The sequence below is a fragment of the Sphingomonas rustica genome, assembly GCF_039652585.1.
Classification (GTDB): Bacteria; Pseudomonadota; Alphaproteobacteria; order Sphingomonadales; family Sphingomonadaceae; genus Sphingomonas; species Sphingomonas rustica.
In genome coordinates, this window is record NZ_JBDIZK010000001.1 from 606,205 (window position 1) to 627,612 (window position 21,408).

Consider the following 21,408-nt stretch of genomic DNA (forward strand, 5'->3'; position numbering starts at 1 on the left):
CGCTGGCGGGAAAGCGATAGCCCGAAAGGCGTGAGCACCCGCCGGTAGCGGCACGGCCGGGCTTGATGGCGGTCCGCGCCCATAGGTCACGCGTCGTTGAACAGCGTGAGCGTGCAAATGCAGCCGATCGCTGTTAGCCTTATGCTCAATACCCAGCAGCGCCTTCGATTCCAGATGCTGCGATCCAGCCATCGATCCCGATCCGGCACCGCAACCAACGACAAGATCGATCCATAATTCAATACCTTAACGCTGCGGCATGGCTGTTGCTTTGCTTCACCCCGAACCTGCGCGGCTACCGCGCTTCATATCGGGGGTCGCTTGCTCAAGCGCCAGTATATAGCGCCGTTGGGCATCACTAGGAGGGAGAGGGATCGGCCGTCGCCGAGCTTATATGCCTTGGCCCGAGGCTGGGCGTTCCTGATCGCGAGTGCGGTAAGAGCCATGTCGGTATCTCCGTCCGAAAACGGGTGGATCCAGGGCCGAAATAGACAAACAAAAGCGTTGGCCTCTCGGCGGAAACACCCGAACCACGTCGGACAAGATATTTGGAAAAGGCCTTTGGCCCCAGCCACTTACGCGACGCTGATGGACGTCGCCGGACTGGAAAAATGGTGCCCAGAAGAGAACCGAATAAATGAAAGCATCGATTTGATTATCTTGTTCGAATAAAAAACGATGCATCCATTTATACCACAGAATGGCTCCTCTATTTTTTCGCCAATCCGTTTCGAGTCCCCTCGGAACCTCTTCCATCTATCGTATCCGACATTAGTTCTATACTTGATCCGAGGCAGTTTGTCCAGATGCATACGGGCGGATGCGTGCAGAGGTGCTGTCTAGACTATTCCGTGGTCGTGGTTCGCCATTCAGAATGGCAGATGACGCGGTGGTGCAATTTACCAGCAGAGTGCAGCATTCAAACTAGCACCCAGTCCTCGGCCGATAAGTTATCATTCATCAGAGCAGGACTGGCGACGCAGGTGTGGGCGGCGCGCCGTGAACCTGACGTACCGCCAAGCTGCCTGGGGGCAGGACGGTTAAAACTTCAGCTGCGGGGATCGCAGGGTCCAACCAGGCGGCCCATTGGTTTCGTGCCAACGGGATGATCTGGCGATGGTGATAAGGAGCTACGTCAGGGCCGGCGTCTAGCGTCAACATCGTGAAGGCCTCGCCCGCCGCCGGGTGCTTGCGCCAGATACCGGCGATCGCGAACCAGTCGTGATCCTCCATTGTGAAGAGCCACTTGTTCTGCCGCTTCTGCTTGAGGTCCTCCGGCTTGGTGAACTCGTAGAATCCGTCAGCGAGGATCAGGCAGCGGTTGGACCCGAATTCACGACCCTCGGCTCGGTAATTGTAGACCGGCTTGCCCGTGGATCCCGGCCAGCTCCAGCGCCGGTTCAGCAATGCGGCGACTGGACTGGCGCCTTCGATCCGCGTGACGATGGGCGCGATATCAGTGATCTTGATGTCTTCGCGCGCCGCAACGTTCGGCATCCCCTCGGGCGCTTCGACCGCGATCTCAAGCTCTTCAAAATCCTCCATGATCGAGGCGATATCGACCTCGAGGCGGTAATCATTACACATGCTCTATCCCTGATTTGCACACCAAGCATGTTCGCCTTATGTTCTCGCCATGCAAGCGAGTGCCTTCGAGTCGGATGCATCCTTTGGCAGCCGCAAGATCATCATCCGGCGCAATCCGCGCACGGGCAAGCCCCAGGCGATCGACGCCAGCTGGGGTCTCGAGCCTTGGGAGCCTGACGGCAAACCGTTCAAGTTCATTCGTTCGGAAGGAAGGACCTTCCCCCACCAGCGCTGCCTCGTGCCAGCGAGCGAATTCCAGGTCACCAACGGCGACCGCAAGTTCCGGGTCCTGCTCGATGACGGAAATTTCTTCTATCTCGCGGGGATCTGGCGCCCCTCCTCTGGCGACCGCGATGTCAGCTATGCGATCATCACCATCGAGGCCAACCCCGACATTTTCTTCTACCAGGATCGCCAGGGTGCCGTGCTGCTGCGGCGCCAGAACATGGCGTGGCTTGACGGCACCCAGCCCGAGGAAGCGCTCCTGAGCCCTCTGCCCAAACACAGTTTCATTGTCGAGGAGGTGGGTCCGAAGGGGCTCGCTGATCGCCAGCGCGTGCTGGCCTTGTAAGCAAGGATCCGAGCCATGTTGTCGCAACCATCGTCCGGCCTCGCCGCCCCCACCACCTCTAGCCTCTCTGAGCGGTTGAACGCAGTTCAGTTTAAGAGCACGCAGATTGCCGCAGCACTCGAGGTGCTGGCGACTCTGCCCCGGGATCACAAGCGCGACCTTGGAGCCCAGGCGACGGCGCTGCACGCCTATGCTCGTGACGCCGGATTTGCCGACGACGCGCTTGCAGGGGCGGCGCTCCATGCTCGCGTCGCTGCCGTGAAGAAATGGGCGGAGGCGCATGATCCGCTTCGACAGTCCGATGCGCAAGCGGTAGTCGAAGCGGCGGCGCGCCAGCCCCTGGTCCAAACCGCGGCCGGTCTGGATTTCGAGGCGTCGGCCTTTCAGGAACTGATCCTCTTCATCGAGGAACTGCCCTGGTAGGATCGACGGCGTGCCGATCGCTCGGTCGCTGCGACCTCAACGCGAGAGATAGGTGCTGATCGCGTCGACGCTGTTGCCGACGGCATCCACGGCTTCCTGCAGCCGCTCGCGGCTCACTCCGAACTTTTTCGTCCAATAGGCAACTTCGTAATCCTCGCCCATTGCCACCCGTGCGCTGTCCTGCGGCCCGCGCAAATTCTTGTCGTCTGCCATATGCCTTCTCCTGATGGGGACGCTCAACGCGGTCGATTTGCGAGAGTTTCCGGAAGGTTAACTGGCGATGGAACGAACCGTCGCTGAGTCGAGTCTAGCGCAGATGAGATCGTCAGCCTCTCCCTCGCGGCGCGCGGCTTCGGCCAAACTGGACGAGGCGGCAGTACCGCCCTTCCGTCCGGTACAGCTTGCGCAACTGGTCGACGCGGTTCCAGCCGGCGACCGCTGGCTACACGAGATGAAATATGACGGGTACCGTACGCTGGTCGCGATCGGTGGTGGCGCTGCCCGCGCCTATACGCGGTCCGGACTGGACTGGTCGGATCGGTACCCCGCGATCCTCGAGCAGGCTGGCAGGCTCAACGTGCGGTCGGCACTGATCGATGGCGAGGCAGTTGTGCTCGATGCCGATGGCCGTTCGAGCTTCCAGGCATTGCAGGGCGCGCTGAAGGGAGCGCCTGGTACGATCGACTATTTCGCCTTCGACCTGCTTGAGCTGAACGGGGAGGATCTGACGAGACTGCCCCTCCTTGAGCGGAAGGAGAGGCTGCGTGCGATCTTGCCCGAGGGCGACCCGCATCTACGCTATTCCGAACATATCCGCGGCAATGGCGAGAAGCTGCTGGCGAGCTTCTGCAGCGCCGATCTCGAAGGCGTCATCTCCAAGCTTGCGACAGCGAAATATGTCGGCTCGCGTAGCGGCACCTGGGTCAAGACCAAGTGCATCAAGCGCCAGGAGTTCGTGATCGTCGGCTGGACGCCGTCGGACAAGTCACGGACGTTCCGATCGCTGATTCTTGGTATTCATGAGGGTGGCGTGCTGCGCTACGCCGGCAAGGTCGGGACCGGCTTCAACACCGGCGAACTGCTGCGGCTGATGGAGATCATGGCGCCGCTCGAGCAGAAGGAGGCGACGGTGAAGGCGCCCCGCGCCGAGGTGCGCGGCGCGCACTGGCTGAAACCCAGGCTCGTCGCCGAGATCGCCTACACCGAGATGACTAACGAGGGGACGCTGCGACACCCGAGTTACCTTGGGCTTCGCGAGGACAAGAAACCGGAAGCAGTGGTGCTTGAGATCGAGGCGCCGATCGCATCCGCGACGGAACCGGATGCGACCAGCGTCACGATCAGCAACCGCGACCGCGTGATCTACCCGGAATCGAGCATCACCAAGGGGGAGCTTGCCGACTATTACGCCGCCGTCGCGTCTATTATGTTGCCCTGGTGCGGAAGCCGGCCGATCAGCCTGGTGCGCTGTCCGCAGGGGCGTGCCAAGAAGTGCTTCTTCCAGAAGCATGACGCTGGTAGCTTTGGCGACGCAGTCAAGCATGTCGGGATCCTCGAGAAGGACGGACATGAGGAGCCCTATCTGTTCGTCGACAGTGCGGACGGCCTGCTGACCTGCGTGCAGATGGGAACGATCGAGTTTCATGGCTGGGGTGCGCGCATCGAGGATGTCGAGAAGGCGGACCGACTCGTATTCGATCTAGACCCGGACGAGGGCCTGGACTTCGAAGCGGTTCGCAAGGCCGCCTTTCATTTCCGGGACATTCTCAAATCAATCGGACTCGAAACATTCCCGATGGCGACCGGCGGGAAAGGCATCCATGTGATCGCCCCGCTCGTGCCCAGGGCGGAATGGCCTGAGGTAAAGGATTTCGCCCACCGGCTTGCCCAGGCGGTCGCGCAGAGCGATCCGGACAACTTCACCGCCGCCCTGCCCAAGGCCCAGCGCAAGGGCCGGATCTTCGTGGACTATCTGCGCAACCAGCGCGGCGCGACGGCGGTAATGCCTTACGCCGTTCGTGCGCGGCCCGAGGCGCCGGTGGCAGCACCGATCACATGGAAGGAAATGGAGACGATCGACAAGCCGTCGCATTTCCATATCAGCGATGCTGCCGAGCTGGTGAAGCGAGCTGCCTCCAGGGCGCTGTCCGGCTGGGGACGCGCCGATCAGGTCCTGCCCGACCTGTGAAGATCGCGACCTACAATGTGAACGGCGTCAATGGCCGGCTGCCGGTCTTGCTGCGCTGGCTAGCTGAAGCGCGGCCGGACGTGGTCTGCCTCCAAGAACTAAAGGCTCCGCAGGAGAAATTCCCGGAAAAGGCGATCCGCGATCTCGGCTATGATGTGATCTGGCACGGGCAAAAGAGCTGGAACGGCGTCGCCATGCTCAGCCGGGTGGGCGAGATCCACGAAACGCGCCGGGGCCTGCCGGGGGACCCGGACGCGAGCCAGAGCCGCTACATCGAGGCGGCAGTCAACGGGGTGCTGATCGGCGGCCTGTATCTGCCGAATGGCAATCCCCGCCCCGGGCCCAAATTCGAGTATAAGCTGCGCTGGTTCGACAAGCTCATCGAGCATGCCGCGGAATTGCTGGAGTCCGGCGTCCCGGTGATGCTTGCCGGCGATTTCAACGTCATGCCGACCGAACGCGACGTCTATAAGCCCGAACGCTGGCTGGACGATGCGCTGTTCGCCCCTGAGGTACGTGCCGCATTCTCCCGCCTGACCGACCAGGGATGGACCGATGCGCTCCGCGCGATGCATCCCGATGAGACCATCTACACCTTCTGGGACTATTTCCGGAATGCCTATCGCCGCGATGCGGGGCTGCGGATCGACCATCTGCTGCTCAGCCCGACGCTTGCCGACCGTCTGGTGGATGCGCAGGTCGACCGCCACGTGCGAGGCTGGGAGAAGACCAGCGATCACGCGCCGGTCTGGGTTGAGCTCGGCGACAAGCCGAAGCGAAAACGTGCCGCGCGTCCGACAAAGCAGCCCGGGTGACACGAGGCCGCGAATAGTCTCCGACTTATCGGAAATCCCGCGGTTTTATCTTGATTCCCTCGGTCTGCTGCCCGGGAATGATGCCCGAGCCCAGCCGGAGATCGGGGATGTAAATATCGCGCGCCGCCTTGCCCAGGGCTCGCTCGGCAGGATCGCGCGGGTCCGGGCCCTGACCGTGCTTGACGACATCGGCGCGGGACATACGATAGACGTCGGCAACATCCTGCCGCGTGCCGACGCTAGCAAGCATCGGCGACAGATCGTCTAGGCGGTCGACGATGACGTGAATGACCTCCCCTTCCCGCTGCACCTTGCCACGCAGGCCCAGCATCGATGCGCCGATAACGACGCGACGGTACTTCTCGAAGATGCTGGTCCACACTACGAGATTGGCGATATCGGTCTCGTCCTCGATCGTGATGAACATGACGCCCTTTGCCGAGCCGGGCTTCTGACGGACCAGCACGAGGCCGGCCAGGTTGATCCAGCGCCCGTCCTTCATCGTTCGCGTTGCCGAGCAAGGCAGGATCTTGCGGGCAGCAAGCTCGTCGCGAAGGAAGGCGATCGGATGCGCGCGCAGCGACAGCGAGGTGGCACGATAGTCTTCGACCACTTCCTGACCCTCGCCCATTGGCGTCAGCGTCACCTCCGGCTCGACCGCCTCGTCACGCCACGCTTGGTCCCTCCGATCGGCCGCAGCGAACAGCGGCAACGCCGCATCCGCCAGGCCCTTCACCTGCCAGAGTCCGGTGCGGCGGGTCTGTTCGAGCGAGCCGAACCCATCCGCCTCGCCAAGCCGGTTGAGCGCACCCGCGCCCACCTCGGCCCGGCGTTGGATTTCCTCGACACTGCGATACGGCCGGTCACCACGGGCGCCGACGATCGCTGCGCCATCGGCGTTTGAAAGGTCGCGGACCATCCGCAGACCCAGGCGCACGGCCCTGTATTGACCGGAGGCATTCTCGAGCGTGCAGTCCCAGCGGCTATGATTGACGTCGATGGGGCGAACCTCGACGCCGTGCTCGCGCGCGTCGCGGACGATCTGGGCTGGGGCATAGAAACCCATCGGCTGGGCATTGAGCAGCGCGGCGCAAAAGGCATCGGGGTGATGGCACTTCATCCAGCTCGACGCATAGGCGATGAGTGCGAAGCTCGCGGCGTGGCTCTCGGGAAAGCCGTAGCTGCCAAAGCCCTCGATCTGCTTGAAGGTCTTCTCCGCAAAGTCGTGGTCATAGCCTCGCGCGACCATGCCGCCGATGAGCTTGTCGCGGAAATGGCTGACTCCGCCGGTGAGCTTGAAAGTCGCCATGGCGCGGCGCAACAGGTCTGCCTCGGACGCGGTGAACCCCGCGCATTCGATCGCGACGCGCATCGCCTGCTCCTGAAAGAGCGGCACCCCGAGCGTCTTCTCGAGCACGCGGCGCAGTTCTTCCTTGGGATAGGTGACCGGCTCCTTTCCCTCGCGCCGGCGCAAATAGGGGTGGACCATATCACCCTGAATCGGCCCTGGTCGAACGATCGCGACTTCGATCACCAAGTCGTAGAAGGTTCGCGGCTTGATCCTGGGAAGCATCGCCATCTGGGCGCGGCTTTCGATCTGAAAGACGCCGAGCGTGTCGGCCTTGCGGATCATCGCATAGGTGGCGGGGTCCTCGGCCGGGATCGTCGCGAGATCCAGCATGAGCCCCTTATCGGCCTCGAGAAACTCGAACGCGCGGCGCATGCAGCTGAGCATCCCCAGCGCGAGCACATCGACCTTCATGAAACCCAGTGCGTCGATATCGTCCTTGTCCCATTCGATGACCTGACGATCATCCATCGCGGCCGGCTCGATCGGGACCAGCTCGTCAAGCCGGTCGCGGGTCAGCACGAAACCACCGGGATGTTGCGACAAATGGCGAGGCGTGTTGATCAGCTGGCGGGCAAGGTCGAGGGTCAGCGCGAGCCGGCGGTCGGCCATATCCAGGTTCAGTTCCTCGGCGTGCCTTTCCTCCACACCGTCGCGGCTCCAGCCCCAGACCTGGCTGGACAGGCCCGCCGTCAGGTCTTCGCTCAAGCCCAGCGCCTTGCCGACCTCGCGCACCGCGCCGCGCGCCCGGTAACGGGTGACTACGGCGGTGAGCGCGCTGCGCGTGCGACCATAGGTCTCGTAGATCCACTGGATCACTTCCTCGCGGCGCTCGTGCTCGAAATCGACGTCGATATCGGGCGGCTCGCGGCGCTCCGCCGAGACGAAGCGTTCGAACAGCAGTTCGGAGCGAACCGGGTCGATCGAGGTGACGCCGAGGACGTAACATACGGCTGAGTTGGCCGCCGAGCCGCGGCCCTGGCAGAGAATGTCCCTTGAGCGGGCGAAATTCACGATGGAATGAACGGTCAGGAAATAGGGCGCATAATCCAGCTTTGAGATGAGGCGGAGTTCGTGCTCGAGCTGGCCGCGGACCTTCGATGTCACTCCGTCGGGATAGCGCTGCGGCGCCTTCTCCCAGGTCAGCCGCTCGAGCTCCTGCTGCGGCGTGCGGCCGGCCACGCCGACCTCGTCGGGATATTGGTACCGGAGCTGCTCGAGGTCGAAGCTGCAGCGCTCTGCGATCTCGAGGCTACGCCCGACCGGGCCGGTATCCCCGAGATTGCGCCGGAACAATCGTTCCATCTCGGCTGCCGGCTTCAGGTGGCGATCGGCAACGCACTCGCGGCGCTCACCAAGTTCGTCGATCGTGCATTTCTCACGGATGCAGGTGACGACGTCCTGCAACAGCCTGCGGTCGGGAGAATGGTAGAGCACGTCTCCGGTCGCGACGGTCGCGACCCGCGCTTTGGCCGCCATCTCCGCCAAGTCGCGCAAGCGGACGGCGTCGCGCGGGCGCCGGCGCAGCGACAAAGCGAGATAGGAGCGATCAGCGAATATTCGCCCGGTTCGGGCAAGCGCGGCTTCAGCAACAGCATCGGCCCGGTCCGGCACCAGCACGCCGATCAGCCCGTCATTCCATTCCTCGACGTCACTCCAGTCGATATGGCACGCGCCCTTGCCCGCGCGCGCCTTGCCGGCGGAGAGCAGCCGGCAGAGCCGGCCATAGGCAGCGCGGTCGGTGGGATAGACGAGCAACGCGGTACCGTCGGAAAGATCGAGCCGGCAGCCTGCGATCGCGCGGACACCCGTTGCCTTTTGCGCGTCCCAGGCCCGGACGATGCCCGCCACCGAGTTGCGGTCGACAATTCCGAGCGCAGGCAATCCGAGCACCGCGGCCGCTGCAAGCAGTTCCTCGGGCGACGAGGCGCCTCGCAGGAAGCTGAAATGCGTGGTGACCTGCAGCTCGGCATAGGTCGGGGAATGTTCAGCCATCGGTTCTGGCCCGTTGGGTCAGAGGTTCGCGTCTGCCGGTGCGAAAGCAATCAACTTCAGCCGATCGCGTTGAAGTTCCCTAGCTCGGGATGAAACAATGGCAGGTTGCGGGTCGACTTCTGCGCAACCGCGCTGGCGTTGCAGTTGGTTGCGAGCGTAATCCACTCAATCCCCCAATGGACGATGAGCGTCTTGCCGTCGGGACCGGGTTCGATCGTTGCGGCCCCCTCGATGATCACTTCCCAGTCCGGGTCATGGTCGCGCACCGCCTTGATCAGCGACCCGTCCGAAAGCGCGATATAATAGGCATGCAGGTAGCTTTCGCCCCCGAATTCGAACGAAGGGTCGGCAGGTATCGTGAGCCTGGATTCGATCTCACCGGTGACCCGCAGGATTGCGGCGTCTGCGGAGGGGGTTAGAGTGATGGACATCGCAGGTTCTCCGAATCGCGGAAATGGAACATAACAGGAACTTACTGGAGTGGCCATCGCGAGTTTCCTGCTTAGGCAAAGGCTCCGTGGATGAACCATCGCATCCGCCCGCTGGCACTGCGCTCGCCGTCACCCAGGCGAAACAGCCAGTATCGCCCCCCGCCCTCCACCTCGACCTGGAAATAGTCGCGTACCGCATAGGGCGTGCGCGCCTCGTGTCCGGCCTCGCGCCACCATTCGCCGTGCAGGCGCTCGGGTCCATCCGCCTGGGTCACGCGAAAGCGTTTGCGGCGCCACACGAACATCGCGGGCGGATGATCGGGGAGCATCGCGGTCACTTGGATCTCCTGTGGCGGGTCAAGGAGGCGACCAGGGCGCGGGAGATCGTCAGCCCAGCGGCGGCGGATGGCCTGAGTCAGCGCCGGCACCATTGCCACTGAACGCTCCGGCATACCGGGTCGCGGTGCGGCGCGGTGCAGGCTGGCCTGCCCGAACCGGTTGGCGAGCGCGTCGATCAATCCGCCCAGATCTGGTTTGCGTTCGCCGGCCCGGGCGAGGTCATTCTGGCTGGAGGCGAGCGGTTCGGTGAGCGGCGCGATGAGGGTCATCCCCTCCACGCCAAGACCCGGCTCGACCTGCTCGATCCGGGCGATCAGAAGCTTGGCAAGGTGCGCGGTGTCGCGGCTGGGCGTCGCCGTGCCGATGCGGATCGCTCGCGCCTGGCCGTCGACGCGGTGGAAATAGCAATCCAGCCGGCGCGCACCATGACCCAATTGCACCAGCTGCGCACCGAGGTCGGCAACCAAGTCGCGTATAACCATGGCGAAAGCCTCTGGTGTCGCGATCGGCTCGACCAGGTCGCGCCGGCAATGCGGGGCGCGAGGCGGGAGCAGCGGCTCGATCGCCTCGGGCGCATAGCCCAGTGCCTGGTCGAGACGCTGGTGGAGGAGGCGCCCGAAGCGGCGCGCAAGCGGCCCGCGCGGCGTCTCGATCAGCTGCTCGATCCGCTCGAAGCCCAGTTTCCTTAGCCCTTCGACGGTCTCGGGTTCGAGCCGGAGCGCTGCGATGGGCAGCAACGCCATCGCCTTGCGCTGATCGCCGGATTGAATCGTGACCGGCCGGCCTGCAGGGACGTGCCGCGCGACTGCATGCGCACAGCCCGGCGTGTCGGCAGCCGCGATCTGGAGGGCGTAGCCGGCGCGGGCAATGCGACGATGCAGGTCCTTGAGCAGCGCCGGCTCGCTGCCGAACAGCTGCGCACAACCGGTCACGTCGATCCAGACACCGCTCGGCGGATCGGGTGCGACGAACGGCGAATAGCGACCACACCAAAGAGCGAGACGCCTGAGCGCGGCGAGATCAGCCTCGGGATCGGCGTCGACCACGGTCAGCCTCGGCGCGAGACTGCGCGCCTTGGTGAGGGTCATGCCGGGGACAAGTCCGAGTGCGCGCGCCGGCCCATTCACCGCAGCCAGGATCTTGCGGCCATGATCCGGACGAGCGGTAACGAGCGGCTGGTCGGGAGCCGGAACATCCTCAGCTCGCGAAGCGCCGCCCCTCCGTCGCAGCCGGTCGGTCGGCCAGCTGGGAAGGAAGAGCGAGACGACCCTGCGCATCACAGGCCTCCACGATCCAGGATTTTGGGACGCCGCCACGATTACGCTCGAGCTGTACCTCCCAGCGCGGACGGCCCAGGCTTGGGATGCCGAGTGGCTTGCTGGGGGCGGCCAGCACACGCCAGCGGGTGACAGCAGCAGTCCCTTCCGTCTGATCCCCGATGCGCGCCGCACGACGAAACACGAAAGCGGTGCTGCCCGAGGCCTCGGCTGCGAGCTGGAGCCGCTTCGAGGCGGTGGTCGACAGCTTGGCGACTTCGCCGACGACCCCGGCCAGGCCCGGGTGGCGCAGGCATTCCTCCATTGCGAGCAGGACATTGGTGTCGCTCCCTGCCTCGACATGAATCACCCGATCGGGGTGCAGCCCCGCCAGGTCCAGTGCCGGGGCGAACAGGTCGCGCCACCTGAGGCACCAGAATACCGGCCCGTCGATCCGCGCGAGGATACCGGCGAGAAAAACCGTGGCCGCCGCGTCATCGCAAAGCTCGGAGCTGCCCATAACCTCATGCAGCGCGCCCGCCACCAAGCCGCCGCCCGGCAGCCACCGGTCGATCGCCGGGATACCGAATGGCACAGCCTCACGCGCTCGTCCGACCCCCTCGATGGCGGCAATGCGGGAACGCAGGTCAGCAATGGCACCAGGCGGCCTCATGGGGTCGAATACTCGGGAGCACTATGATTCGTTCGTCTTTTGTTCCGTGATACATCGCGTCGTCAAGATGCCCGCTGCCTCCCGCAAGGGGGTGCGACCTTCGGGTCGAGCAGCCAAACCACCGCAAGGCCAGAAATCCGCGGATGTCGGGCCACACCGCTTGCGTAAGAATTATTTTTGCACGACGCCCCGTAGTTCGCGATGTGCCGCGTCAACCCTCTCGAGGCCGGAGCAACCGGCGATGGGAGGGTAGGATGACGATCTCGAAAAAAGCGCTGTGCGCCGCGCTGCTGGCCGCCAGCGCTTTCCCAGCCGGCATGGTCACCCAGCCGGCCCAGGCGCAGGAAGCGCCGATTGCGTTCGCGGTGCCGGCGCAGGACTTGGCTGCAACACTCCGTGTCTTGGCCCGCCAGGGCGGCCGCGAAATCCTTTTCGCAGATGATGACGTGCGCGGCATGCGCTCGCCTGCGGTGCGGGGCAACTTCACGGTGGAACAGGCAGTGCGGCTGGCGATCGCCGGCAGCGGACTGGTCGTCGAGGTGGAAGCTGGAGCGCTGGTCGTACGGGCCCGGCCCGCCGCGACCGCGGAGGCGACCACCACCATAACCGTGACGGGCACTCGCATTCGTGGTGCGGGCAGCCCCTCGCCCCTGATCGTGATGACAAGGCGGGGCATCGAGGAGCAGGGACTCCCGGATATGGCAAACGTTGCGCGGATCATTCCGCAGAATTTTACCGGAGGGCAGAACCCCGGAGTCGCGGGGGGCGGTGACCAGGGCGGATATAATAATCTCAACAACTCCACGACGCTCAACCTTCGCGGGCTGGGCTCGGACGCGACGTTGACGCTCATCAATGGTCACCGCCTTCCTTACGACGCAGTCAACCAGGGCGTCGACATCTCGACCATTCCCATCGCCGCACTCGACCGCATCGAGGTAATCGCGGATGGGGCATCAGCACTCTACGGCTCTGACGCCGTCGGCGGGGTCGCCAACATCATCCTCCGGCGCGACTTCGATGGGCTGTCCACCAGTGCACGTGTTGGCACCTCCACCCAGGGCGGCAACGCACAGCAGCAATATTGGGGCGTCGGTGGCCAGCGCTGGGCTGACGGCGGCTTCATGGTGGCGATCGACTATAACAGGGCCACGCCGATCTATGCCGATGACAGATCCTATTCGCGCAGGCTTCACCCCACACAAATGATCGCGACCGGAAGTCGGCAGGTGAGCGGCGTGCTCACCGGCCACCAGGATCTGGCAAGCTGGGCGTCGTTCGAGGTGGACGCCCAGTTCGCAGACCGGCGATCGCGCAAGGGCAACGCATTCTCGGCGACGGCACCCGTCACGATTTTCGGGCAGCTCAGTCTGCCGGTCGTGCGCTCCTATGCGGTTACCCCGTCGCTGCATCTGCGGCCAGGTGGCGGCTGGGAAGCGACGTTTGAGATGACGAGCGGGGAGAGCAATACCGTCAGCACGGCGCGACGCTACGTCGGTGGCGTCGTGCAGGTCGGGCGCTCGGCCTATGACAATCGCCTCACCAACTTCGAGGCGAGCGCGGAAGGTCCGCTCGTCCGCCTGCCCGGAGGCGATGTCCGCCTCGCGCTCGGCGGGGGTTATCGTCGGTTCAGGCTCGACTTCAATATTCGCTCGACCAGTGGTGGCGTAACCCGCGTAACCCGCGACGCCAGCGAGCGGCGGGAAAGCGCGTTCGGCTATGGCGAGTTGTCGGTGCCGTTGGTGGGAGCTGCCAATGCCGTCCCCCTGATCGATGCCCTGCGCCTCAGCGCCGCGGTCCGCTACGAGCGATATTCGGGCATTGACGAGGTCGCCACCCCGAAGCTCGGGCTGATTTACGCGCCTCATCCCGACCTCGTCTTCAAATATAGCTGGGGCCGGTCGTTCAAGATCCCGACGCTCAATCAGGTCAATCAGCCGCGCGAAGCCATCTTGCTGAGCCAGGACCAGTTCTCGCCGCAGCCGGCCCCGCCGCTTCCCGTCGGTTCGACCGTGCTGCTCCTCGGGGGCGGCAACCCCGACCTGCGCGCAGAGCGGGCGACGAGTTCGACCCTTTCGATCCAGTTCGAGCCGCGCTTCCTAGCCGGGCTCCGCGTCGAGCTGAGCTATTTCGACATCGACTATCGCGGCCGCATCGCAAGCGGGGTCAGCGACTTCAGCACGGCGTTGACCAACCCCGTCGCCGCGGACTTCGTCCTCTATGGTCCGAGTGCCAGCCTGCAGCAGGCGCTCATCGCAGACGCGCCACTCGGGCTGCAAAACCAGAGCGGGCAAGCCTATGACGCGGCTCAGGTGTTCGCCATCGTCGACTCAAGCCTGCGCAACACAGCGCGCGAGCAGGCGCGCGGTGTCGACCTTGCGGTCGATTACAGCACAGAGCTACGGGGTGGCGGCCAATTGCAGCTGGCCGCCTCGGCGAGCTATCTTGAGGGGAAGCGTCAGCCCGTCGCCAACCAGCCCTATGAAGGGCGGGCGGGACTGATCTTCACGCCGCCAAACTTCCGGGCGCATGGCTCGGCAAACTGGCAGCGCGGCAGCCTCCAGCTCTCGGCGGCGATCAACTATGTCGGCAGCACGCTCGACAACCGGTTTCCCGATACGGAGACGATCGGCGCCTTCACCACCCTCGACCTGAGCGGAGCGTTTCGCCCTGCCATCGACCGGGGACCGCTCGCGAATCTCGAGTTGCGGCTCAACCTTCAGAATCTGCTGGACGAGGAACCCGACCCGATCAGGAATTCGGCGGCCTCCGCAATTCCCTTCGATTCGACCAACCAGTCCCCAGTGGGGCGGTTCGTCAGCGTCTCGGTAACGAAGCAGTGGTAAGCCTGCGCATCGCACTCGTTGCCGCATCGCTCCTGGCGCCGGCGGCGGCGGCCGCCGCTCCAGATTGCGCCGACCTGCTGCCGTCGGGAACGAATCTGGCGCTTCGCAATCTGTTCCCCGAGGATCTTGTGCGCCTGCGCGACATCGGGCCGGTCGACCCCAACCAGCAGGACGAGGGCCTGTTCTCGGTTTCGCCCGATGGTAGCCAGGCTGCCTTTCAGCTCAGGCGCGGCGATCCCGCGACCAACAGCTTCTGCCTCGCGATGCTGGTCGTGGACCTTCGCTCGGGCACCGTGCCTCGCGTGATCGACCGCGGCGGGGCGTTCATGCGCGTTCGCTACGACTTTCGGGGCAAAGCCGGGTTCAAGACCGGTTTCACGGACCCGATCACGCCCCGCTGGTCACCCGACGGGAAGTGGATCGTGTATCGCCGACGCGATCAGGGCGCTGTGCAGCTGTGGCAAGCTCGAGTGGACGGCGGCGGGAGCGCAGCAATCACGTCGAGCCTCGACGATATCGAGGATTTTCGCTTCACCGACGATGGGCGCGGCATCGTCTACGCCACCAGGCCCGGCCTTCGCGAGGCAGAGGCCAAAATCGATCGGGAAGCGCTCTCAGGCTTTCACTATGACGATCGGTTCGCGCCCTCGGCCAGCTATCGGCCCTTTGCGCCCGCACCGATCGCGAGGGTGGCTAGCTTTCTTGACCTCGGAAGCCGGAGGGTACGCAAGGCGACGCTGGAGGAGGCTGCCCTGCTCGATAAACCGTCGATGCGAGAGGGCAGCTGGACCGAGGTCCTATCGGATGCCGGCGACCGTGCGTGGCTCAAGATTCCATCCGACACCCTCTACCCCTCGCGAGGCCAGCTAACGGTAACATCCGGCAGCCGCACGATCGCCTGCGACGCGCCAGCCTGCGCGGACGCAAGCCATCCATGGTGGGCAGGCAACTCGGTGCGCTTCTTTCGTCGCGAAGGCTGGGCGAAGGCCACGACCGCGATCTATGAATGGAAGCCCGGCTTGAGCGATGCGCGCCGGCTCTACGGCACGGACGACCTGTTCCTGGGGTGCGTGCCCGCGGGCGGCACGCTGACCTGCCTGCGCGAGGGGCCCCTCCAACCACGCCGGCTCGAACGCCTGGATCCGGTCAGCGGGCATCGCGAAGTGTTGTTCGACCCGAACCCGGAATTCGCCAATTTCAGGCTCGGCGAGGTCGAGCGAATCCGCTCGCGCAACAGCTTCGGCATCGAATCCTTCGCCGATCTCGTCCTCCCGGTCGGCTATCAGCGAGGAAAGCGCTACCCGCTGGTCGTGGTGCAATATGTCTCGCGCGGCTTTCTGCGCGGCGGCACCGGCGACGACTATCCGATCCAAGCGTTCGCGAACCGTGGCTTCGCCGTGCTGAGTTTCGACCGTCCAAGACAGGTCGGATTCGAGTCGACGACGGACTTCATCGAGGCCGACCGGATCAATCTCAAGGACTTCGCCGACCGCCGCAGCGTGCTCGAAGGATTGGAGACCGCAGTCAAGGTCGCGATCGAGCGTGGCATTGCCGATCCGGCTCGCATTGGGATCACCGGCCTGAGCGACGGCTCCTCGACCGCCGGCTTTGCGCTGCTCCATAGCAAGCTTTTCGCGGCCTATGCGATGAGCAGCTGCTGCTGGGACACCAACCTGGCAATGCGCGTCGGCCCCAGCGCGGCCAGGCTTTTCCACCATATGGGGTATCCGCAGGCCACGGACGATAGTCCGGCAGCCAAGGCATTCTGGGACCGGATTGCCTTCTCCCCCAATGCGCGTTCGATCCGGGCTCCAATCCTGGTCCAGGTGTCGGACGATGAAGTCCTGAGCGCGCTCCAGACCTACACCGCGCTGCGCGAACTGGACCGGCCGATCGACATGTTCGTCTTCCCCGACGAGCATCACGTCAAATGGCAGCCAGCGCACCGCCTCGCAGTCTATACCCGCTCGATCGACTGGTTCGACTTCTGGCTGAACGGGGCCAGGATTACAGGCCGCGACGAGGAGGTTGCACGGTGGGCCGCGATGCGTGAAACCATTTCCGACGCGGCTGAAAAAGCCGCTTCCGCGGCCGACCCGCATGACGCGGTACGCTAGCGCCAGCCCCCCGGGTCGGGACATGTTCGGCAGATGCAAGGACTGGCGCGGGATCCACACCGCCACGGTCGATGCGCGCACATCTTGATATCAGCGACGGGCATCGCCGCAAATATCATCCTGGGGTTTATCGATGAATGCTCAACCGAGCTACACACGTAATACTTAATATATTGCCGGAAATTCTAATTTTATTTAGCCTCATTTCAAATTTTCCAACATGCCTCAATAACAATCGATGCGGCAAACCGCGAGAGAGATCCATGAAACTCCATACAGTCATCTTGGCAAATGCGGCTCGCCTGTCATTCAGGGCTGCCGCTGCCACTTTCGGCGTTTCTACTCTCTGCCTCTCTCCGACCGCACAGGCTGATGTAGCCCCCAATACCGTTCGAAACGTCACAATCACGTTTGATGACAGCATCACAGATAATACCCGTCGCAGTTACGAGGATGGGCTCAACCAAATCCGTATTGCTTCGGGCCATTACTACAATGACCGCATGTTCATAACCCAAAACCAAGATACGAATAATCATGGCTTGATACGAGTGAACCTCGTCAGAAGGTCGGATAACAGGTACGTTATTTTATGGCTGCGTCCGTACGACCTTTATGTGCTCGGATACACGGCTTATGACAGGGTGGCCGGCGCTGAGGGCCGAAATGGAAACAGAACGGCAGCGTTCCGCGACAGCGGCCTAAGGAGCGCGTTATTGCGGAGCGGTCAGCAGTGGGCGCTCGATACCAGTTATGAAATGGGCACGACGGGATCTTACGCCAGTTTGGCGGCGCCGTTGAATGGAGCATTCCCGCCTTCCACCGGCAGGGCTACCCAGGTGATATCCTACGCCAGCTTCCGCGCTCATTTTGAATCGCTGGACCGGTCGATGCAGACCGCAGTCAGCCATGGAGCTGGCGTCGTCAATCCTCGCCCGGCATTACAGTTTATGATCGGCCTGCTTTCCGAATCAGCGCGCTTGTATGACGTTCGCGGTCAGTTCTCGGCAGCCTTCGCATCTACGGCGTATAATCACCCGCTTGGCCAGCTTCAAATCTCGCTGGAGAACGATTGGGACGTCATCTCGACATGGACCCGAGATAGAGCGAACGGTACTCCTCGGGGAACACTCCTGACCGGATCGGGAAATTATAATACCTTTGACGACGTCAGGGCACGGCTCGCGATTATACGAGGCTTCAAACCTCCGAGATAGCGGTTTCCCATAATGCTGATGCTGGAACTCAGGTCACAAAGGCCGCTGTCAGCAATGCCCTTCAGCGATTGCACTAGCACAATGTCGGGAACGCTTTGATAGCAGATAATCCGCAGGGCATCTCGGCAGCCCAAAATAAAAGTGATGGGAATTTATGAGGGTTGCACTTTGCGCCACCGCAGCTGCGGCCTGCCTAGCATCGCTTGCTCTTGCTTTCGGGTCCGATCCGATACCGAGCAACGGCCACGTTGTCATCTTGCAGAAAGGTGAACGTAACTTTGGAGCGCTCCCACCCACGGACGCAACGCCCACGGTCATCGCTGAGAAAACGCCCGCCGATAATCAAGGTCCATATTTCCGTTTAGAGGAACTCGATCGGTATATGGCCACCGAGCGACGTGACCCTGAATGGGCAAGAGTCTCCGAGGACAGCTTAAACAGTCTTCTAACCAGGCTGCTGTACCCAAATCTCGGAGCGGGCTTCAAGGCTACGTGCGCCGCGACCATCTGCCGAATAGACGGCCAGCTTACCTCTTCGGAGCGCGAGTTGTGGCAGTCGCAGGCTCGGGATGCTCATTTCAAGATATATCTCTCGGAGTACGACCTGGAGTATGTCGCTGGTGAGGCGGACCTGAACGCGGGGTCTACAGCGTTTCGAACATATGTGGGTCGCGTGGCCAACCAGATGTAGAACTGCTGGGCGTTGGAAGTTCTGCGTATTGTCCGAGGAGCGCGGATACCGGAGCTCCAGCGAGCCCCGCGATCCAAATTGGCATAGTCGGAGGCCACTCAAAACTCGGCGTCAGGGGGTACAGGTCCGCGAACCACGGTCGACAATTCACGCGACGTAGCGGGTCCCTGGCTAGATGGTCTTGTCGAGTTGCGCGCGCGCCGCGTCCGCGATCGGATGCAGCGCCGCGCCGTCGATCGTCCCGACCATGCTGAATCCCAGCCCGCGCCGCGCCCAGCTGACGGTCGTCACCGCACCCTCGCGATTCACCGCCATCGGCGCTTCCTTGTCGACCGCCATGTTTCGCGACAACAGCGTCAGCCGCTGGCCGCCTTCATTGTCGTACATGAACATCACCGCCGCGCCGTGCGGGGTCGGCACCACCCTGCCGCCCAGGAAGCGATAGCCCGCCGCCGACAGGTCTGGCACCGCGACCGGCCGGTCCAGCCTGCGCGATGCCCATTGCACGAACTGCGGCGCATCCGACGCGGCGATCTCCACCGGCCGGGCCGTATCGGGCGCATAGACCGCATAGCTCTGCTTCGCTTCCTCGGCGAGCGCCGCAATCCCGACGGTCGGCTGCTGCTGGCTGGCATGCATCATCCACCCCCCCGCGCCGCCGATGACCAGCAGCATCGCCGCCGCCGCGCCCTGGATCGGCAGCGTCCAGCGCCGCCAGTCGCGCCGTCCCCGCCGCTCGATCACATGCGCCAGGCTCAGCTCACTCGGCACCGGCTCGTCCGCCATCCCGGCCAGCGCGGCGCGCAGCGCATCGCGCGCTTCGATATCCCGTGCCACCCGCGCGCGAAGCTCGGGCTGCGCGTTCAGCACCGCCTCAACCTCGGCCCGGCGATGCCCGCCCAGCACGCCGTCGACATAGGCGTGCAGGTCGTCCTCCCCGATCGGACGGCTGGTCATTTCACGCTCCTCAAATGCATGACGGGCGCCGCCTCCCCGCTCAGTGCCTCGCGCAGCCGTGCGCGGGCGCGCGACAGGCGCGACATGACGGTCCCGACCGGAACGCCCAGCGTCTCGGCGGCGTCGGCATAACTCATCTCCTCGATCGTCACGAGCAGGATCACCGCGCGCTGCTCGTCGGTCAGCCGGTCGAGACTGGCCAGGATGTCGCGCTGGTGCAGCCCCGCCTCCTGCTCCGCCGGCCGTGCCAGCGCGGCCTCGCTTGCCTCGTCCAGCGCCACCGCAGTTCCCCGTCGCGCGCGCTGGCGCAGCTGGTTCATCGCCAGATTATGGAGGATCGCGAACATCCAGGTTCGCGGATCACCTTGCCCCCGCCGCTGGTGCCACCGTCCCACCGCTCGCTCCAGACAATCCTGCACCAGGTCGTCCGCCGCCGCCCGATCGCGCAGCAGCACCCGGGCATAGCGCCGCAGCCGCGGGATGACCGGCTCGATCAGCAGGATCATGTCGCGCATGCGGTCCTCACGGCATCTGCCTCTGCACGATCGCCCCCGGCGCGGCCGACGTCCCCGCCCGGATCGCCAGCCAGTGCCTGGCTGTGGCACCCTGACCCTGCACCACCTGCCGGATCGGCCCGCTCGCATTGACGATCGCCGATCCCGCCGGATTGGTCTTGAAGTCGGCCAGCGGCTCGACCGTCCCCGTTCCGTCCGCCTGATCGGTCAGCACCAGCTGATAGGATTGTCCGGGCGCCAGCCCGGTGACCGACGCCTGCAGGATCTGGATCAGCCCCTGGTCGAACAGCGTCACGCTGGTCGCTCCCTTGCCCCCGGCGCCCAGCGCCAAGGTGGTCGCCTGTCCCGCGACACCCAGCGGCTGGAGGTTCTCGCGACCCGTCCCCGCCGGTACTGCGCCGGCGACATAGGCGATCGCCTGCGGCGCCTGTCCGATCGCCACCTTCCCCGTGACCTGGTTGGTGGCGGTGTCGATCCGGACCAGCGCATCGTCATTCTCCATCCCGACAAAGACCGTCTTGCCGTCCCCCGACGGCCACACCCCGTGCGGCAACCGTCCGACCGGGATCGTCGCGACCTTTGCGAAGCTGTCGGTGCGGAACACCTGCACCTCGCCCGTCCCGCCGACGGTGACATAGGCGAACAGCCCCTGCGCGGTCCGCGCGAAATTGACATGGTTGGTGATCGGGCCGGTATCGATCACCTTCATCGTGGCAAAGGGCGGCTTGGCATCGATCACCACGGTCTTGCCGACATCCTTCAGCGTGTACCACACCTGTTGCCCGTCGGGGGTCGCCGCGATGTTGGGACAAAAGGGACTGGGCTGCGCCACCCGCCCGACGATCGCGTGGCGGGCGACGTCGAACACCACCAGCTCGGGATTGAACGACGAACAGACATAACCGTATTTCCCGTCGGGCGAGAAGATCGTCATTCCCGGTCCCCCCGGCGTCTTCAGCCGCGCGGTCTCCTGATAGGTGACCGGGTCCAGCACCGCGATATAGTCCTCGCCGCGCACCGTGACCCAGACTTCCTTCCCGTCGGGCGTGAAGAATGCCTCGTGCGGCGACCTTCCGATATAGGTCGTGTGCTTCACCGCGTTGGTCGCGGTGTCGATGAAGGTGACCGAGTTCGACCCGATCGACACCACCGCCAGCGTCCGGCCGTCAGGCGAAAAGCCCATCCCGTGGACTAGCACCTGCCCCTTGTAGAGCGGGCTGAAATTGGCTGGCTGCGGATCGCCCAGCCGGATCACGCCCAACAGGGTGCCGTCGACCGGATCGGTGACCGAAACGGTGTTGGAGAATTGCTCGGCGGCATAGACGCGGTCGCGGTGGCTGGCCGGCACGTCCCTGCCCCACGGCGCCTGCGGGCCGTGCTGAGCGAATGCCGGCGTGGCGAGCGCGGCCATCGCCGCTGCGATCGGGAGCGTCTTCATC

16 protein-coding genes are annotated in these 21,408 nt (G+C 64.1%); 7 read left to right on the forward strand and 9 right to left on the reverse strand.

The genetic code is table 11. The features are described 5' to 3' along the window. Positions 1-960: 960 nt before the first annotated feature. Positions 961-1,587 (reverse strand): SOS response-associated peptidase, encoded by a 627-nt coding sequence (locus TPR58_RS02505; protein WP_346245018.1) that lies wholly within the window; start codon positions 1,585-1,587, stop codon positions 961-963. Between the two features lie 49 nt (positions 1,588-1,636). Between TPR58_RS02505 and TPR58_RS02510 the strand changes: the two genes are divergently transcribed. Together TPR58_RS02510 and TPR58_RS02515 are read left to right on the forward strand one after the other, a co-directional pair. Then, the gene (locus tag TPR58_RS02510; protein WP_110152044.1) at positions 1,637-2,158 is read left to right on the forward strand and encodes an SOS response-associated peptidase family protein; all 522 of its coding nucleotides are present in this window, start codon (positions 1,637-1,639) and stop codon (positions 2,156-2,158) included. A gap of 15 nt (positions 2,159-2,173) precedes the next feature. After that, positions 2,174-2,581, forward strand: coding sequence for a hypothetical protein (locus tag TPR58_RS02515; protein WP_346245019.1), 408 nt, complete (start codon positions 2,174-2,176; stop codon positions 2,579-2,581). Between the two features lie 36 nt (positions 2,582-2,617). Here TPR58_RS02515 and TPR58_RS02520 read toward each other — a convergent pair whose 3' ends face one another. Then, complete coding sequence (locus tag TPR58_RS02520; protein WP_110152042.1) at positions 2,618-2,794, reverse strand: DUF3606 domain-containing protein; 177 nt, start codon at positions 2,792-2,794, stop codon at positions 2,618-2,620. A gap of 103 nt (positions 2,795-2,897) precedes the next feature. Between TPR58_RS02520 and ligD the strand changes: the two genes are divergently transcribed. Further along, on the forward strand, positions 2,898-4,769 hold the full coding sequence (gene ligD, locus TPR58_RS02525) for a DNA ligase D (protein ID WP_346245020.1): 1,872 nt from the start codon (positions 2,898-2,900) through the stop codon (positions 4,767-4,769). Next, entirely contained in the window at positions 4,766-5,584 is an 819-nt protein-coding gene (xth, locus tag TPR58_RS02530) for an exodeoxyribonuclease III (protein WP_346245021.1), read from the forward strand. Before ligD ends, xth begins: the two co-directional genes overlap by 4 nt. A 25-nt stretch (positions 5,585-5,609) precedes the next feature. Here the strand turns inward: xth and TPR58_RS02535 are convergent, their stop codons facing one another. The 4 genes from TPR58_RS02535 to TPR58_RS02550 are packed head-to-tail and all read right to left on the reverse strand — an operon-like array spanning position 5,610 to position 11,626. Further along, positions 5,610-8,927, reverse strand: a complete 3,318-nt coding sequence (locus TPR58_RS02535; RefSeq protein WP_346245022.1) for an error-prone DNA polymerase — start codon at positions 8,925-8,927, stop codon at positions 5,610-5,612. 56 nt (positions 8,928-8,983) lie between these two features. Further along, entirely contained in the window at positions 8,984-9,415 is a 432-nt protein-coding gene (locus TPR58_RS02540) for a hypothetical protein (RefSeq protein WP_346245023.1), read from the reverse strand. A 14-nt stretch (positions 9,416-9,429) separates the two neighbouring features. Next, positions 9,430-10,974, reverse strand: a complete 1,545-nt coding sequence (locus TPR58_RS02545) for a Y-family DNA polymerase (RefSeq protein WP_346245024.1) — start codon at positions 10,972-10,974, stop codon at positions 9,430-9,432. Next, positions 10,895-11,626: an ImuA family protein gene (locus tag TPR58_RS02550; RefSeq protein ID WP_346245025.1), complete on the reverse strand. Its 732-nt coding sequence runs from the start codon at positions 11,624-11,626 to the stop codon at positions 10,895-10,897. The genes TPR58_RS02545 and TPR58_RS02550 overlap by 80 nt, the downstream gene beginning before the upstream one ends. A gap of 254 nt (positions 11,627-11,880) precedes the next feature. Here TPR58_RS02550 and TPR58_RS02555 point away from each other — a divergent pair, with 254 nt between their 5' ends. The 3 genes from TPR58_RS02555 (at position 11,881) to TPR58_RS02565 (ending at position 17,806) form a co-directional block, all read left to right on the forward strand. Beyond that, positions 11,881-14,472, forward strand: coding sequence for a TonB-dependent receptor (locus tag TPR58_RS02555; RefSeq protein WP_346245026.1), 2,592 nt, complete (start codon positions 11,881-11,883; stop codon positions 14,470-14,472). Then, positions 14,466-16,589: an Atxe2 family lasso peptide isopeptidase gene (locus TPR58_RS02560; RefSeq protein WP_346245027.1), complete on the forward strand. Its 2,124-nt coding sequence runs from the start codon at positions 14,466-14,468 to the stop codon at positions 16,587-16,589. The genes TPR58_RS02555 and TPR58_RS02560 overlap by 7 nt, the downstream gene beginning before the upstream one ends. 263 nt (positions 16,590-16,852) lie before the next feature. Beyond that, positions 16,853-17,806 carry a ribosome-inactivating family protein gene (locus tag TPR58_RS02565; RefSeq protein ID WP_181402037.1) on the forward strand — a complete coding sequence of 318 codons (954 nt, stop codon included), beginning with the start codon at positions 16,853-16,855 and terminating at the stop codon, positions 17,804-17,806. Positions 17,807-18,668: 862 nt separating this feature from the next. Here TPR58_RS02565 and TPR58_RS02570 read toward each other — a convergent pair. The 3 genes from TPR58_RS02570 to TPR58_RS02580 are packed head-to-tail and all read right to left on the reverse strand — an operon-like array spanning position 18,669 to position 21,407. After that, on the reverse strand, positions 18,669-19,454 hold the full coding sequence (locus tag TPR58_RS02570; protein ID WP_346245028.1) for an anti-sigma factor family protein: 786 nt from the start codon (positions 19,452-19,454) through the stop codon (positions 18,669-18,671). After that, positions 19,451-19,969 carry an RNA polymerase sigma factor gene (locus TPR58_RS02575; RefSeq protein WP_346245029.1) on the reverse strand — a complete coding sequence of 173 codons (519 nt, stop codon included), beginning with the start codon at positions 19,967-19,969 and terminating at the stop codon, positions 19,451-19,453. Before TPR58_RS02575 ends, TPR58_RS02570 begins: the two co-directional genes overlap by 4 nt. A gap of 7 nt (positions 19,970-19,976) precedes the next feature. Continuing rightward, positions 19,977-21,407 carry a YncE family protein gene (locus tag TPR58_RS02580; protein ID WP_346245030.1) on the reverse strand — a complete coding sequence of 477 codons (1,431 nt, stop codon included), beginning with the start codon at positions 21,405-21,407 and terminating at the stop codon, positions 19,977-19,979. Between the last annotated feature and the right edge of the window lies 1 nt (position 21,408).

What these genes read in the sequence shown, in the direction of transcription:
- TPR58_RS02505 (WP_346245018.1), bottom strand. Translation starts at nt 1,587, where the DNA reads ATGTGTAATGATTACCGCCTCGAGGTCGATATCGCCTCGATCATGGAG.
- TPR58_RS02510 (WP_110152044.1), top strand. Translation starts at nt 1,637, where the DNA reads ATGCAAGCGAGTGCCTTCGAGTCGGATGCATCCTTTGGCAGCCGCAAG.
- TPR58_RS02515 (WP_346245019.1), top strand. Translation starts at nt 2,174, where the DNA reads ATGTTGTCGCAACCATCGTCCGGCCTCGCCGCCCCCACCACCTCTAGC.
- TPR58_RS02520 (WP_110152042.1), bottom strand. Translation starts at nt 2,794, where the DNA reads ATGGCAGACGACAAGAATTTGCGCGGGCCGCAGGACAGCGCACGGGTG.
- ligD (WP_346245020.1), top strand. Translation starts at nt 2,898, where the DNA reads ATGAGATCGTCAGCCTCTCCCTCGCGGCGCGCGGCTTCGGCCAAACTG.
- TPR58_RS02535 (WP_346245022.1), bottom strand. Translation starts at nt 8,927, where the DNA reads ATGGCTGAACATTCCCCGACCTATGCCGAGCTGCAGGTCACCACGCAT.
- TPR58_RS02540 (WP_346245023.1), bottom strand. Translation starts at nt 9,415, where the DNA reads ATGGCCACTCCAGTAAGTTCCTGTTATGTTCCATTTCCGCGATTCGGA.
- TPR58_RS02545 (WP_346245024.1), bottom strand. Translation starts at nt 10,974, where the DNA reads ATGCGCAGGGTCGTCTCGCTCTTCCTTCCCAGCTGGCCGACCGACCGG.
- TPR58_RS02550 (WP_346245025.1), bottom strand. Translation starts at nt 11,626, where the DNA reads ATGAGGCCGCCTGGTGCCATTGCTGACCTGCGTTCCCGCATTGCCGCC.
- TPR58_RS02555 (WP_346245026.1), top strand. Translation starts at nt 11,881, where the DNA reads ATGACGATCTCGAAAAAAGCGCTGTGCGCCGCGCTGCTGGCCGCCAGC.
- TPR58_RS02565 (WP_181402037.1), top strand. Translation starts at nt 16,853, where the DNA reads ATGAAACTCCATACAGTCATCTTGGCAAATGCGGCTCGCCTGTCATTC.
- TPR58_RS02570 (WP_346245028.1), bottom strand. Translation starts at nt 19,454, where the DNA reads ATGACCAGCCGTCCGATCGGGGAGGACGACCTGCACGCCTATGTCGAC.
- TPR58_RS02575 (WP_346245029.1), bottom strand. Translation starts at nt 19,969, where the DNA reads ATGCGCGACATGATCCTGCTGATCGAGCCGGTCATCCCGCGGCTGCGG.
- TPR58_RS02580 (WP_346245030.1), bottom strand. Translation starts at nt 21,407, where the DNA reads ATGAAGACGCTCCCGATCGCAGCGGCGATGGCCGCGCTCGCCACGCCG.